Source organism: Megasphaera sp. (genome assembly GCF_047831605.1).
Lineage (GTDB): Bacteria > Bacillota > Negativicutes > Veillonellales > Megasphaeraceae > Megasphaera > Megasphaera intestinihominis.
On sequence record NZ_CP181255.1, the window covers coordinates 217,804 to 230,834 of the forward strand.

At 52.3% G+C, this 13,031-nt stretch carries 14 protein-coding genes; 2 read left to right on the forward strand and 12 right to left on the reverse strand.

From position 1 onward, the window contains the following. Positions 1-28: 28 nt before the first annotated feature. Genes ACFWUB_RS01120 through ACFWUB_RS01135 form a run of 4 tightly spaced genes read right to left on the reverse strand, consistent with a single transcriptional unit; the run spans position 29 to position 3,474 of the window. Positions 29-310, reverse strand: a complete 282-nt coding sequence (locus ACFWUB_RS01120; RefSeq protein ID WP_416184054.1) for a head-tail connector protein — start codon at positions 308-310, stop codon at positions 29-31. A 3-nt stretch (positions 311-313) separates the two neighbouring features. Continuing rightward, complete coding sequence (locus ACFWUB_RS01125; RefSeq protein WP_416184055.1) at positions 314-1,504, reverse strand: phage major capsid protein; 1,191 nt, start codon at positions 1,502-1,504, stop codon at positions 314-316. A 16-nt stretch (positions 1,505-1,520) separates the two neighbouring features. Continuing rightward, complete coding sequence (locus ACFWUB_RS01130; RefSeq protein ID WP_416184056.1) at positions 1,521-2,228, reverse strand: head maturation protease, ClpP-related; 708 nt, start codon at positions 2,226-2,228, stop codon at positions 1,521-1,523. After that, positions 2,218-3,474 carry a phage portal protein gene (locus ACFWUB_RS01135; protein WP_416184057.1) on the reverse strand — a complete coding sequence of 419 codons (1,257 nt, stop codon included), beginning with the start codon at positions 3,472-3,474 and terminating at the stop codon, positions 2,218-2,220. The genes ACFWUB_RS01130 and ACFWUB_RS01135 overlap by 11 nt, the downstream gene beginning before the upstream one ends. 129 nt (positions 3,475-3,603) lie before the next feature. Between ACFWUB_RS01135 and ACFWUB_RS01140 the strand changes: the two genes are divergently transcribed. Then, positions 3,604-4,167, forward strand: a complete 564-nt coding sequence (locus ACFWUB_RS01140) for an ImmA/IrrE family metallo-endopeptidase (RefSeq protein WP_170088032.1) — start codon at positions 3,604-3,606, stop codon at positions 4,165-4,167. On the opposite strand, the gene ACFWUB_RS01145 is transcribed toward ACFWUB_RS01140, so the two are convergent. The 8 genes from ACFWUB_RS01145 to ACFWUB_RS01180 form a co-directional block, all read right to left on the reverse strand. After that, the gene (locus ACFWUB_RS01145) at positions 4,154-6,727 is read right to left on the reverse strand and encodes a terminase TerL endonuclease subunit (RefSeq protein WP_416184375.1); all 2,574 of its coding nucleotides are present in this window, start codon (positions 6,725-6,727) and stop codon (positions 4,154-4,156) included. The two genes, ACFWUB_RS01140 and ACFWUB_RS01145, sit on opposite strands and share 14 nt — an antisense overlap. A 35-nt stretch (positions 6,728-6,762) precedes the next feature. Then, the gene (locus ACFWUB_RS01150) at positions 6,763-7,233 is read right to left on the reverse strand and encodes a phage terminase small subunit P27 family (protein ID WP_416184058.1); all 471 of its coding nucleotides are present in this window, start codon (positions 7,231-7,233) and stop codon (positions 6,763-6,765) included. Positions 7,234-7,367: 134 nt separating this feature from the next. After that, the gene (locus ACFWUB_RS01155) at positions 7,368-7,562 is read right to left on the reverse strand and encodes a hypothetical protein (RefSeq protein WP_416184059.1); all 195 of its coding nucleotides are present in this window, start codon (positions 7,560-7,562) and stop codon (positions 7,368-7,370) included. Between the two features lie 117 nt (positions 7,563-7,679). Further along, the gene (locus tag ACFWUB_RS01160; RefSeq protein ID WP_416184060.1) at positions 7,680-8,288 is read right to left on the reverse strand and encodes a DUF4314 domain-containing protein; all 609 of its coding nucleotides are present in this window, start codon (positions 8,286-8,288) and stop codon (positions 7,680-7,682) included. Between the two features lie 76 nt (positions 8,289-8,364). Further along, positions 8,365-9,258: an amidoligase family protein gene (locus ACFWUB_RS01165; protein ID WP_416184061.1), complete on the reverse strand. Its 894-nt coding sequence runs from the start codon at positions 9,256-9,258 to the stop codon at positions 8,365-8,367. 113 nt (positions 9,259-9,371) lie between these two features. Further along, positions 9,372-10,196 (reverse strand): hypothetical protein, encoded by an 825-nt coding sequence (locus ACFWUB_RS01170; protein ID WP_416184062.1) that lies wholly within the window; start codon positions 10,194-10,196, stop codon positions 9,372-9,374. A gap of 61 nt (positions 10,197-10,257) precedes the next feature. Continuing rightward, positions 10,258-11,496, reverse strand: coding sequence for a site-specific DNA-methyltransferase (locus tag ACFWUB_RS01175; RefSeq protein ID WP_416184063.1), 1,239 nt, complete (start codon positions 11,494-11,496; stop codon positions 10,258-10,260). Then, positions 11,483-11,671: a hypothetical protein gene (locus ACFWUB_RS01180; protein WP_416184064.1), complete on the reverse strand. Its 189-nt coding sequence runs from the start codon at positions 11,669-11,671 to the stop codon at positions 11,483-11,485. Before ACFWUB_RS01180 ends, ACFWUB_RS01175 begins: the two co-directional genes overlap by 14 nt. Positions 11,672-11,778: 107 nt before the next feature. Between ACFWUB_RS01180 and ACFWUB_RS01185 the strand changes: the two genes are divergently transcribed. Next, entirely contained in the window at positions 11,779-13,026 is a 1,248-nt protein-coding gene (locus tag ACFWUB_RS01185; protein ID WP_020311933.1) for an IS256 family transposase, read from the forward strand. Positions 13,027-13,031 lie beyond the last annotated feature (5 nt).

Here is a 13,031-nt window from a genome sequence, read left to right on the forward strand (position 1 = left end):
AAGCCCGGTCTTCATAGGCATCCCCCTTTCAAAAATAGCTCCGCCGCACCCCGAACAGCAGCCACCGCAGCCGCTTCAGCAGGCCGGAATAATCGGCTTCTTCCCGATGCTCATACAAAAAGGCAGCGGCATAGAGGATGGCTTCATGAAACACGACGGGATTCTCTTCGGCATCCGCTTCCTCGCAGCGGGCCAAGTCCAGGCACAAGGCCTGGGCCGTTTCCAGGGAAGACAGGATGACGTCATCATTGGACGTATCATCCTCATCAATCCGCAGATATTCCCTGGCTTCTTCCAGGCTGACCAGCATGGCTTATCCCTTCGCCTTCATCTCCAGGGCCTTGACCGCTTCCTTCAACATCAGCATGCCATCGACGCGCTGGCTTGCGAGGAAACCAATCTGACCGTTGGCGGCATACAGTTCGTTGAGCCGCTTGAAGGAGCGGTATTCCCGGTCGGCAATCCAATAGTAGCTGAAATCGCCGAAGAGCATGGGACGGTTGCCGGCCGCCAGTTCCGGGGCAAAGGATGTGCAGTAGCAGGGACGGTTCAGGATGGTATCCGGTGTCCCGGCCGTGACGGACGGCTGCCAGATGTAGTTGCCGTTGTTGTCTTTGATTTTGCGCAAGGCCTTGATCGTAGCATCGTTCAGGAGCCATACGGCCTTGCGGCGGTACGGGATACGCAGGGAGTGATACAGGTCGATGACATCATCAAAGGTGATGGATGCGCCATTGGCCGTCACTCCCAGTTCCGCAGACGGGAACACGCCAGTCGGCTTGTTCTTCCCGTCGCCCGTGAGGAAAGCTTCTTCTTCCTTCGTTCCGATACGGCGGGCAAATTCTCCGGCGATATAGCTTTCCAGGTCGAAGACGCTGTCATTCAGGAGTTCTTCCGATACACGGATAGCCGTACCCAGCTTGTACGCCCCGATGGACTGCTGGCCGAAGGTATCCTGGCTGTCCGGATAGAGGCCGTTCTCTTCCATCCAGGACGCTTCGCCATGTCCCGTCACGACGGGAATCTTGCGGTCGCCGCTGGTATGGATGACCGTCGCCAGGCTGCGGAAGAAGTTCTCTTCCTGGAGCTTGTCGATGAGCTGATGCTCAAATTCATCCGGCACCAGGTAGCCGCCATCAGCATCCGTGCCCACGCTCAGGGCGTTCTGTACATCGATGAAGTTTTTATGGCGGATGCTGTCCCAGAAGGCTTTCTGGTAAGCCAGGGATGCACAGCCTTTCTTTTCCGGAACCTGGTTCCCCGTACCGGGCTGTTCCGTGATGGGAGAAGATGTCGGCTGGGCCAGCTGGGCATCGAGCTGCTGCTGGCGTTCCAGACGGTCGATTTCCTTGCCCAGATTCACCACATCCGTTTCCATCTTGTCATACCGGGATGCATCTTCTGCCGATACCATGCCGTTCTCATCGCGGGCCGTATCCAGGAAGGCTTTCGCCGCATCCCAGAGGTTCTTGCGCTTCTCACGCAGTGCTAAAATCGTATCCATTGTATTTGTCCTCCTGTCAATGAATGAGCAATGCCAGCCGTTTCTCTAAGGAAGCGGCTGGCACTTTATGAATCGGTTCATGAGGTTTTAGTTTTTGTACTAACGAATTGGTGACAGTGACAGGAGTATAAATCATGGCTTCTGGTTGCTCTCCATCGTCCTTCTTCTGATCAAAAAGGATTTCATCAGCAAAGCCAAGTTCCACGGCCTTTTTGGCATTGAGCCAGGTCTCGTTATCCATCATGTGAGAAATCTTCGTGCGGGCTAGGCCGCTCTTAATCTCGTAGGCATTGATGATGCTTTCCTTGACCTCGCTCAGCATGCCGATGGTCTTTTCCATCTCTGCCTGATCCCCATAGGCCAGGGTCGCCGGATTGTGGATCATCAGCATGGCCACCGGCGACATACAGACTTTTGTCCCGGCCATGGCAATGACAGAAGCGGCCGAAGCCGCCAAACCATCAATCTTGACCGTGACGTTGCCCGGATAATCCATGAGCAGGTTATAAATCTGCGCGGCTGCAAAACAGTCACCACCCGGGCTGTTGATCCAGAGCGTGATGTCGCCGCTTCCTGCGTTCAGTTCATCCTTGAACGCCTTCGGCGTCACCTCATCGCCCCACCAGGTTTCGTCGGAAATCTGGCCGTCCAGGTAGAGGGTGCGTTCACTGCCGAAGGAATCCGGCGCTTCGTTTGTCACCCACTTCCAAAATTTATGTTTCATTCGTGTCTCCCTTCTGGGCAAAAGCCCCGGCATCCTTGAGTTTCGTCATGCTGCCGTTCACAAGATACAGATTGCCGCCCTCCTCATCCGGTACAGGGTTCATATCTTCCATTTCCCGGATATCATTGGCAGACAGCCAGCCATTCTGCCGGCCGATGCTGTAGCCGGTCATGCGGCTCTCATAATCGCCGCGCATCAGGCCGTTGACGTTGAACTTGAGAAAATACTGCTTCTTCTCTTCTGGCAGAAACAAGGCTTTCTGCATGGCTTGTTCCCAGCGGATGACCCACGGGTCCAGGGTGTACTTTACAAATTCCATGGACTGCTGCTCGATGTTATTGAAGGAGCTTTTCTCCAGGTCCCCAATCATGTGCGGCGGGATGCGGTAGAGCCTTGCGATTTCGTTCAGCTGGAATTTCCGCGTTTCCAAAAACTGTGCTTCTTCCGGCGGGATACCGATCTGCTGGTACTTCATGCCCTCTTCCAGTACAGCTACCTTGTGGGCATTGGCGCTCCCCTGATAGACAGCGTTCCAAGAATCCCTGATTTTTGCCGGGTCCTTGAGAACACCCGGATGCTCTAACACACCGCTGGGGCTGGCACCGTTGGCAAAGAAAGAAGCGCCGTATTCCTCGCAGGCCATGGTCATACCTACGGCGTTCCGTGCCATGGCAATGGGCGAATAGCCGACTAGGCCGTCAAAGCCAAGGCCGGGGATATGCAGTACTTCTTCCTTAGGCAGGGCCACCTGCCCATATGGCCTGATGTTCGGATTCTCATCACTGGTCTTGGTGTACAGATAAAAAATCCGTCCCTGATCATCCCGGCACACGGTCATCTTATCCGGCCGCAGTGGATACAATCCTTGCACCCTTCCCAGGCGGTCACGGATAATCTGGGCGTAGGCGTTGCCCCAGATGAGCAGGTGGCTCATAAGCGTTTCCCTGAAGATGAACGATGTCATCTCCGGATTTGGCTCATCATGGAGCAGATGGTACAGCGGGTGGTCATAGACCCGTTCCTTGCCGCCCGGCGTGTAGCGGTACATCTGGAGCGGCAGGGCCGCCAGGGTTTCCGCCAGAATACGCACACAAGCATACACGGCTGTAGTCTGCATGGCCGTGAACTCGTTCACCGTCTTGCCGCTCGTAGACAGACCAAACAGGTAACGGAAATCCGTGCCGATATAATAGTTCTGAGGCTTGTCCCTCGACTTAAATAACTGGGACAAGAATGGAATTTTCATAAATTACCTCCTGAATTCGGGCACAAAAAAAAGTATCTATGACTTCTCACAGATAGGAACAAGTTGAATACTAATAAAAACTGTTTTAAAATAATACTATAATTACCATATATATTAGGAGATGATACCATGAAAATTTACGATATACCCGCTTCTCCTTACCGGTTAATCCTGCACAACCACCCACCCGCCTCCAGTATAAAAACATTATGTCAGCTAATGGCCCATAAAATTATCGGATATATTTATGACAAAGAAAATCGCAAAAGAGTCGTAAATATCGTATTAAGCCAAGATGAACTTATCCATTCAAAGAATCGACTTATTTGCACTAGCATTCCGCCCAATCACCGTCCGTATATTTTAATTGGTAATATTTTTTTTGAAAGACTAGTAACAGAAAAGCAGGAATGTTTATTTATGATTTTTCATGAAGTAGGTCATATTGTATTAAATCATTATCAAAAATATGCAGCAATAACGAAAGATAGAAAAAAGCTACCACCAGGAACCGTTATTCCTCCTGAAAGAGAAGCTGATGCCTTTGCCGCTCAGCTTTTAGGTACTAACTTAGCAATAAAAGCACTACAAGAACTATGGGATTCACGCAGTCACGCCGTAGAACCTGAAATGCTTCATAAAAAAGCTCTGAAAGAAATAGAAGCACGTATCCAATTACTCAAAAAACAATAACGCCCCGTTCATCATAGACACTGCTACAGCCTGCTCCGTTGCGGATACAGCGGTCCAGCGCCATGATGGACGCCACGATTCCGTCGATTTTTTCGACGGATTTTTCTTTATCCGGCTTAATGTTTCCCGCAGGGTCCTGCCTCATGACAACATTGCCCGCCATCCATTTGAGAACAGGATTTCCGCCATGGATGATATTCCCTTCCATCAGGAGCTTGAACAGCTCTTTCGACGGCGGCGACATATCCTTGAACCCTTGGCCGAAGGGAACCATGGTAACCCCCATGTCTTCCAGGTTCTGCACCATCTGGGTGGCGTTCCACCTGTCGTAGGCGATTTCCCGGATATTGTAGGTTTCGCCCAAGTGTTCGATAAATTTTTCAATGAAGCCGTAATGGATGACGTTCCCTTCCGTAGTCTGGATGAAGCCCTGTTTCTGCCAGACATCGTAAAGGACATGGTCCCGGCGGCACCGCAGTTCCAGAGTGTCTTCCGGCAGCCAGAAGAACGGCAGAAGCACATACTTTTCTTCTTCAGTCCGTGGCGGAAAGGCCAGAACCAGAGCCGTGATATCTGACGTGCTGGACAAATCCAGACCGCCGTAACACATACGCCCCCGGAGAGAATCCAAATCGATGGGAAGATTCCCTTTATCGTAGACCTGCTCCGGAATCCATCGGATGCTGGCCGATGTCCAGATATTCAGCCGGAGCTGTTTGAACACATTCTCCTCGGCAGGATTCTCGATGGCGTTCTGATACGCTTCCCGGACACGCTCAATTTTGATGGTGTGTCCCAGGGACGGGTTCGCCTTGTACCAGTTGGCTTCATCCGTCCAGTCTTCGTCAGCTTCCAAGCCATACACGACAGGATAGAACGTATAATCTTTCTTACGGCCCTGCATCAAATCCAGGGCCTTGGTATGCAGCTCATAACAGATGCTGTTCTTGTCGTTGCCTGCTGTGGTGATGATGAAAAAGAGCGGCTGTTCCCGGGCATCGCCGGAACCTTTGGTCAGCACATCGTAGAGCTTCCGATTCGGCTGGGCGTGGATTTCGTCAAATACAAGACCCGAAACATTCAGCCCGTGCTTGGTTCCTGTTTCAGCAGAAAGCACCTGGTAGAACCCGGCGTTGCGGTAGTTGATGATCCGCTTCCCTGCCGACCGTATCTTGGAACGGCGCAGGAGCGCGGGACTCATTTCCACCATCTGCCTGGCGACATCAAAGACGATGGAAGCCTGGTTGCGGTCACAGGCTGCGCCATAGACTTCCGCGCTCGGTTCATTGTCGGCGTAGAGAAGGTACAGGGCAATAGCCGCTGCCAGTTCACTGTTGTGCGTTTTGACCATATTCCGCCCGGCCAGGTAGCAATGGGACGGGCTATCCACCTGGATGCACTGCATTTTGACTTTATAGTCAAGCATCCGGATTTCTTTCAAATAATGAAAACAGGAACGTGTCTGTTTCACACGCTCCTGTCTGCGGATGCTTTTTCGATGAAGTTTGCTGACCGGCTGGTCAGTAAAGGCTGTGAACCGGATCTGATATAGTATTTCCCCGGTCGGCTCCCCGTAACGGGTAGACGGACAGGTAGTCAGAGAATTCTTGATTCCCAGCGTCCACAAGAGTTCCTGTACAGATTCCGCCAGCTGCCGGATGGTACTGACGTAGATACTCTGGCCTTTGACATCACTTACACAGCCATCAGAATCCATGAGTCCCTGAAGCAGTTCCCATCGTTGATGTTCCGATGACCGCAGGTATTCCGGCCGGATAACTTTTTCTCTGAAGTGCGGCACCAGAATGTTCTTCAGTTCTTTATAGACCAGGATTTCGCTGCCGCCGCAGGTCTGTGGATACCGATTATGCAGAGGGTAAGGGATGAATGAAATAAGGTCATCCACATCGCAATCCCGGACAGTGATTTCCGGCTTCGTTGCGCAGCCATTCCCCAGCCAGTAGCCATACAGATACGGGTCTACAGGAAGGTTTGCCTCTGGAAGATGTAAAGGTTCATTTACGGGAATCCGTATGATGGAACGGTTGTCGCTGAACGTTTCACGATACTGCCGGGTACGGCGGTAAATCTCGCCCGTTGTCCAGCGTTTCGCCCTTGTCTTTCCATGGATGTACTCCACATCCCACAAATGCCGTTCCCCGGCCACAATCCGGCCGCCATCACGGAAAACCAGCTCATAGGCCTGCTCCGTGTCATCTATCAGACTTTTCGCCACCACATGACATGGCTTTCCCCGCTCATCGAAAACGCAATCCCCAATGGCAATGGTTCCCATGGTTTTCCACCCGTCCGGGGTTGGAATCGGCGTGTCTAATGCGAGCTGTTTCCCGTTCTTCTTTGGTATCTCTATATAGGCCGTCAGGAACTGCCGTTTCCCGTCTTCCTTCACGATACCGAACAAATCACGCACGATCTGTTCCTGCCAGGGCAGGAGCAGGAAAGGTTTACCGGCCCATTTTCCTTTGGTATGACAGAGATTTTCGATAAAAGCGACGGCCCGGTCGGCCTTTTCTTTATCATAATGGGAATCCGGCAGCATGAACGCTGACGGCTTATACACAAATGCCAAACTCGTCACCCCCTTAACAGCAGTTCCATTTCATCCGTTTCTTTTTCTCCCCCGTTTTCTTCCCCGACCATACGGCTCCGGGCAGACGGGGTCAGGCCGAACTGCTCGCAGAATTTCAGCATGATTTTGAGGTTAGTCTGGGCGATAGACACCTGCGGCACCTGCTGCAGGTAACCATTCGGCGTCCGCACCATATCCCCATGCCGGGTAATGAATTCTTCCGCCCCTTTCCAACGTGCGTATGCCTGGCAGTAGCCGGCAAAGGCCATCATATCCAGATTGGTCAGCATGCCCATCTCAGCAAGGACTTTCCCCAGCCGTTTCCATTCCTTCTTGGCATCATCTTCCAGCCAGTCCGGGCAACGGGGCAGCCGGCCCTTGGGCAGCGGTTCTTTTTTGTTGAGCGGCCGGTGGCCGGGATTTCCCTCCAGCACCTTGAGTGCCGTCGGTTTCGGTTTCCTTCCTCGTACAGCCAATGGCGCCCACCTCCCAATAAAAAAAGCCCTTGCGGGCTGTACGACAGAGAAGGCCGCGTCTGCGGCCTCCTCATATTTTTTAATTATTTATGCCTTTCTACCAAAAGAGGCCTTGCGGTCTCTTTCCGGGGTCCTCAGTAAAGTCCTTCAAGGGCTTCGTATTCCTTTTCCAGCCGGCTGAGGGTCTGACAGATGCATTGGAACCGGAAGCGATTCTTGCAGGTCCGTTGTTCTTTCTTCAGTTTCCTGATTTCTTCCATCCGGCCTTCCAGGATGTACCGCCCTGCGCCCTTCAGCATTTCGTAGTAGTCTTTTTCGAATCTCGTCATCGTAAAATCCTCGCTTTCATGTGCTTTTTTCTTTGGGGCTTGTCCCCTTTGTCATGTATATATATCACTCTAAAGGCACATAATAGCAAGTCATTTTTCGGTTATTTATGCATTTTATTAGACAATTTCCCATTCATCGGCGCCGGGTACCAGTCCGAGGCTGCCGCCCGTGTCCCACTGCACGTGGATGGTTCCGGCATCATCGACGTACTGAACCGTGCCTTCGGTACCTGCAGGCGGTGCCTGCACATCATCCATAAAGATCAGCCGTACCCGTGCGCCCTTCGTCCTTGCCCGGCTTTCCGTCAGCCCTTTCCGCAGGATGGCAAGGTCGAAACCGAACTTGCGGTAATCCCGTTCCATGTTCTGGTAATACCAATCGCCCGGTTCCCCAAATCTCCGCTCCTCATGCATGATATACACCAGACCGCGGATTGTGTTGCCGTCCGTTTCGACAGGGATTGTTTTCTTATAGTAGAACCGCGGGAATCCTTCATATGCATCAAGCCGCCGTTCATCTGCTGCCGAAATGCGCCAGAGGACGACCGGCACGAAGGCATCCGCCTTTTTCTCGATAGTGGCGTAGCATCCGGTCAGGGAGCCTTTGAAAAGCAGCTCATACCCATTTACCTGTCCTGTCCCCGCAAGGGTGGCATCGGGACACCGCTGTGCCATCTGCGCTTCACTCATGTTGCTGCCGTAGGCAATGTAGATTTTTTTATTCATCGCTCTCATCCTTTCTGAAGGGAATGCCCTTCTACCACCCTAAGGGCAGCCGAAGCTGCCCGTGAGGCTATCCCCTTCAAGCGGCGTTGCGCCATGCAGAGTTGCCCGTGAGGTGTTTGAGGAAGTGGAGCCGGCAGGTCTTGAATTCGTCGCCGATAAGTCCCAGCCGGAGCATCCAGCACCGGAAGGCATATTTTTCATTGTCTGTTTCGGTCTTCCGTGCCGAGGCTTTCTTCTGCGTAAGAGCCTGATGGGCAACCGCAAGGCAGAACTGGATGTAGGCCTTGATTTCGCCGGCGTGTAAGGTGCCGTTGAAAAGGCGGAACTCGACGGTTCCTTTGGTGAAGGTGGCATGCAGGTTCAGCCCGTGATAGCGGGTGCTGTTGTAATGATGGTCCCGTCCGTAAGGCGCTTCCTGATACCAGAGATCGGCGATGCCGTCCAGTGTGTCCGGCTTTTTCCGGTTGAGATCCTTCAGGAACGTGGTATTCGTCTTCCGGCAGTACCGCCTTTCCCGCGAGGGGTTGATCTGGAGAGCGCGGTAAATCATGTCTTCCTTGCTCGCCATGATGTTCACCAGATTCCGCAGGGTCTTTGCCGTGAACCGTTCGGCTCCGACGTGGATGTGGATGCCGCAGGACTTGTTGGCGAAGGCTCCGGCCTTGCGGAGCGTCCGCACCAGTTCCTGCAGCTTCGGAATATCTTCGTAGGAAAGGATGGGGCTGACCACTTCCGTGCGGTAGCTGGCGGAAGCGTCCATGATTTCGCCGTTCACCTTTTTTTGCGAGATCAGGCTGGAGTCGTTCATGGCTTTCCATTTCCGTCCCCTGTCATCCTTTGCGGTGTAGGTATCGTAGGCTCCGCCTTCATGCCTGCTTTCTGTTCCGAAGAAGCGGGCCATGAGGCTGGCCGCCCGGTTTCTTGTAATCCCTGTCATTTCCATTTCGATTCCAAAGTGCAGTGTTTTCATAATTATCTCTGTCCTTTCTATGTGTGCGTGTGTTCTTTCGGTACACTATATATCACTCTAAAGGCACATAATAGCAAGTCATTTTGAGAATAATCATGAATTAAATTGAGAATTTATGTGTCCTGATTCCGGCGTTCCTTCTGCCGTTCGGCATGGGCGTGAGCTTCCGCTTCTGTGCTGAAAGCGCTCCATCCATTCAGCCCTTTCAGCAGGGCCATGCGTGATTCGTGGCTGGCTTTGGTTCCCATGCCGATGCGCAGGAGCCACATCCGCAGATAATACTTCTCGTTTTCTGGTCGCCGGGTTGAAGGATTGATCCGTTTCGCCTTTTTCGCCGCGCTGACCATGAAGGCCGCCAGTTCAATCAGGGCGCGGTTCTTCACGGCGTTGTCTGTTGTGGCAAAAAAGAATGTCACCGTGTCTGCGGTAATCAGGAATCCCCGACCTTCCTTGCTGTAGTTCTGGTAGACCGCAAAGAAGGAAGTCCTGTCTGTCACAGGCTCATCTTTCAGGTCTTCAATCAGCCTGTCCGGCACATGGATGTTTTCATTTTCTGCGGCGCGGTTCAGCAGGTACTGCTGGGCATGGAGCATGAAGACCAGATTGCGGAGCTGCGCCCCGTTCATGCCATCAAGGGGAACCTTAATTTCCATCATATCCGGATTCATTTCCTGTTCAGGTCCTTCGTCCTGCTGTGGTCGGGGTTTCTGCACCGCTTCCGGCCGCGGAAGGATGCCTTCCCGCTGAAGGAAACCAATCATGGCGGCTTCTGTCTTTCCATCGTCACATTCGATATCGCCGCTGCGAAGGATGCGGAACCCCCGCCCTTCGTAGGCAAAGGCCGGCGTCCCCGTATAGCGGAGCTTTTCGTTATGGTTAAAGGGAATCAGCCTTCTGGCCAGTTCCTTGCGGTCGTTCAGATTCGTCTGGATTGTCATGGTCTATGTACCTCCTTGTTTTGTTAGTACATATATCACTCTGAACGCCAATAATAGCAAGTCATTTCTGCACTTTATTATAGGGAATTTTCTCATTTCCACGCAGTACAAACACACTTTCGCTTCCAGACTGTTCGATGTATCGCTTCACGATAACATCGACGAATTTTTCATCCAGTTCAATGCCATAGCAGATACGGTTCGTCTGCTGGCAAGCCATGAGCGTTGAGCCAGAACCCAGGAACGGGTCCAGGACGATGCAATGGCTCATGGACGAATTCTGGATGGGATAGGCCATCAGAGCCACCGGCTTCATGGTCGGGTGTTCTTTGCTGGCTTTCGGACGGTCATATTCCCAAATGGTCGTCTGCTTACGGTCGGAATACCACTGGTGCTTCCCGTTCAGCTTCCATCCGAACAGGCACGGCTCGTGCTGCCACTGGTAAGGGCTGCGGCCCAGAACCAAGGCGTTCTTCTTCCAGATGCAGCACCCGGACAGATAAAAACCGGCATCCTTGAAAGCCTTGCGGAAATTCAGGCCCTGCGTATCGGCATGGAACACATAGATAGAGGCGTCGGGTTCCATGTTCTGTTCCATGTTTACGAAAGCGCTGAACAGGAACTGGTAGAATTTATCATCCGGCATATTGTCGTTCTTGATTTTCCCAGCCGTTTCTTCTACGTTTACGTTGTACGGTGGATCCGTCAGTACCAGATTGGCTTTCTTCCCGTCCATCAGCCGTGTGTAAGTTTCCGGTAGCGTAGCATCGCCGCAGATAACGCGGTGTTCCCCCAGGAACCAGATGTCACCAGCCTGGGAAAAGGTCGGCTTCTCCAGTTCCTTGTCCACATCGAAGTCATCTTCTTTTACCTTCTTGTTGTGGACTTTTGAAAAGAGCTGTTCCACTTCCGGCGCCTCAAAGCCCGTCAGGTCTACATTGAAATCGACGCTCCGCAAATCAACGATGAGGTTAGCCAAGAGCTGTTCGTTCCAAGCGCCGGTGATTTTGTTGAGCGCGATGTTAAGAGCCTTGACCTTGTGTTCGTCCTCGATATGGACTACCACGCACTGGACGTCTTCATAGCCCAGTTCCTTCAATACGGTCAGGCGCTGATGCCCGCCGATGACGGTCATATCATAGTTGACGATAATAGGTTCCACATAGCCGAACTCCTGGATGGATTTCTTGATTTTTTCGTATTCCTTGTCGCCGGGTTTCAGTTGTTTCCTAGGATTATAGGCCGCAGGCTTCAGTTGGCCGATAGGCAAGACTTTCCATTCCATATCAGATGATTTCATACACCGTTTCCTTTCTGAAAGCCGCAGCAACGGCAGCGCCGTACCCGTTCAGGTGATGCCAGCGGCAGTAATTCCGTACACTGTCCCGTGACAGCTTCGTTTCCCGGGCGATGGCTTTATAGCCTATCCCCTTTTTTCGAAGTTCATGAATTTTATCTCGTTGCCAATCTTTCAAGTTGTTATCCCTTTCTTGGGAGTGTAAAATAGTTTGTGTAAATCGGTATTGCATGAATCTACTTTATGCCCCATACTGGGGTAAACAAAGATAAGGACGGTAACAGAATGGCAAAGTGTAAAACTCCACCAACTACCCCAGGCGAGCAGATTGCTCAGCAAATCCTCAACAACTACGACATCAAGAGCGCGGAAGACGTACAGGACGTCCTGAAGCAGATTTTTGGCCCCATTTTTGAGTCCATGCTCAAAGGTGAGATGGAAAATCATCTCGGCCATAAGAAGCATGAGCGCTCCGAAGACGGTGACAATGTCCGGAACGGCTATTCATCCAAGACGCTCAAGACCTCTCTGGGCGAGGTTCCTATCCGCGTCCCTAGGGATCGCCAGAGTACGTTTGAACCGCAGATCATCAAGAAGCACCAGCGCGACGTTTCGTCCATCGAGGGCAAGGTACTGGCGATGTATGCCCGTGGCATGAGCCAACGCGACATCGCTGCAACCATCGAAGACATCTACGGCTTCCAGATGTCACATGAACAGATCTCCACCATCACAGGCTGCGTCATGGAAGAGGTCGAGGCATGGCGGAATCGTCCGCTCCAGTCGTTCTATCCATTTGCTTTCGTCGACTGCATCTACGTATCGCTGCGCACGGAGTATGGCGTCCAGCAGGTGGCCGTCTATGTCATGCTTGCCTATGACGTCAACGGCTGCAAGGATGTCCTTGGCCTCTGGATCAACGAGACGGAGAGCAAGCATGCCTGGATGCAGATCTTCGACGAGCTGCGGGCTCGCGGCGTTAAGGATCTTGGCATCCTGTCCATGGATGGCGTGAGCGGATTGGAGGAAGGCGCCAAGGCTGTATTCCCGCATGCCACGGTTCAGCGCTGCATCGTACACCTCATCCGCAATTCCATCCGCTACATCCCACGCAAGCAGTGGAGTGCATTCACGAAGCAGCTGAAGCTCATCTATGGTGCCATCAACGTCAAGCAGGCCCGTCAGGAATTCGAGAAGTTCAAGACCGACTGGCAGGCTTATCCAGGCGCGGTCAGCGTATGGGAAAACAATTTCTCACACGTCGAGCAGCTCTATAACTATGGCAGTGCCGTGCGCAAGATCATGTACACGACCAATGCCATCGAGAGCGTCAACTCTAGCTTCCGCAAGGTGACCAAGAAAGGCGCTTTCCCCAACGAGGATGCAGTCTTCAAGATTTTCTACCTACGCATCCAAGAGCTCTATAAAAAATGGAAGGGTCGTCACGTCGCAAACTGGGCGATGGTCCGGAACCAGCTGCTCATGGACGACAGGATGTCTCAGCTTATGCAGCAATACGATGTTGCTTATTGAATCGA

Excerpts from the sequence above, each read along its gene's own strand:
- ACFWUB_RS01160 (WP_416184060.1), bottom strand. The coding sequence starts at position 8,288 with ATGAATAAAAAAATCTACATTGCCTACGGCAGCAACATGAGTGAAGCG.
- ACFWUB_RS01120 (WP_416184054.1), bottom strand. The coding sequence starts at position 310 with ATGCTGGTCAGCCTGGAAGAAGCCAGGGAATATCTGCGGATTGATGAG.
- ACFWUB_RS01185 (WP_020311933.1), top strand. The coding sequence starts at position 11,779 with ATGGCAAAGTGTAAAACTCCACCAACTACCCCAGGCGAGCAGATTGCT.
- ACFWUB_RS01140 (WP_170088032.1), top strand. The coding sequence starts at position 3,604 with ATGAAAATTTACGATATACCCGCTTCTCCTTACCGGTTAATCCTGCAC.
- ACFWUB_RS01145 (WP_416184375.1), bottom strand. The coding sequence starts at position 6,727 with ATGCTGCCGGATTCCCATTATGATAAAGAAAAGGCCGACCGGGCCGTC.
- ACFWUB_RS01170 (WP_416184062.1), bottom strand. The coding sequence starts at position 10,196 with ATGACAATCCAGACGAATCTGAACGACCGCAAGGAACTGGCCAGAAGG.
- ACFWUB_RS01155 (WP_416184059.1), bottom strand. The coding sequence starts at position 7,562 with ATGACGAGATTCGAAAAAGACTACTACGAAATGCTGAAGGGCGCAGGG.
- ACFWUB_RS01175 (WP_416184063.1), bottom strand. The coding sequence starts at position 11,496 with ATGAAATCATCTGATATGGAATGGAAAGTCTTGCCTATCGGCCAACTG.
- ACFWUB_RS01130 (WP_416184056.1), bottom strand. The coding sequence starts at position 2,228 with ATGAAACATAAATTTTGGAAGTGGGTGACAAACGAAGCGCCGGATTCC.
- ACFWUB_RS01165 (WP_416184061.1), bottom strand. The coding sequence starts at position 9,258 with ATGAAAACACTGCACTTTGGAATCGAAATGGAAATGACAGGGATTACA.
- ACFWUB_RS01135 (WP_416184057.1), bottom strand. The coding sequence starts at position 3,474 with ATGAAAATTCCATTCTTGTCCCAGTTATTTAAGTCGAGGGACAAGCCT.
- ACFWUB_RS01125 (WP_416184055.1), bottom strand. The coding sequence starts at position 1,504 with ATGGATACGATTTTAGCACTGCGTGAGAAGCGCAAGAACCTCTGGGAT.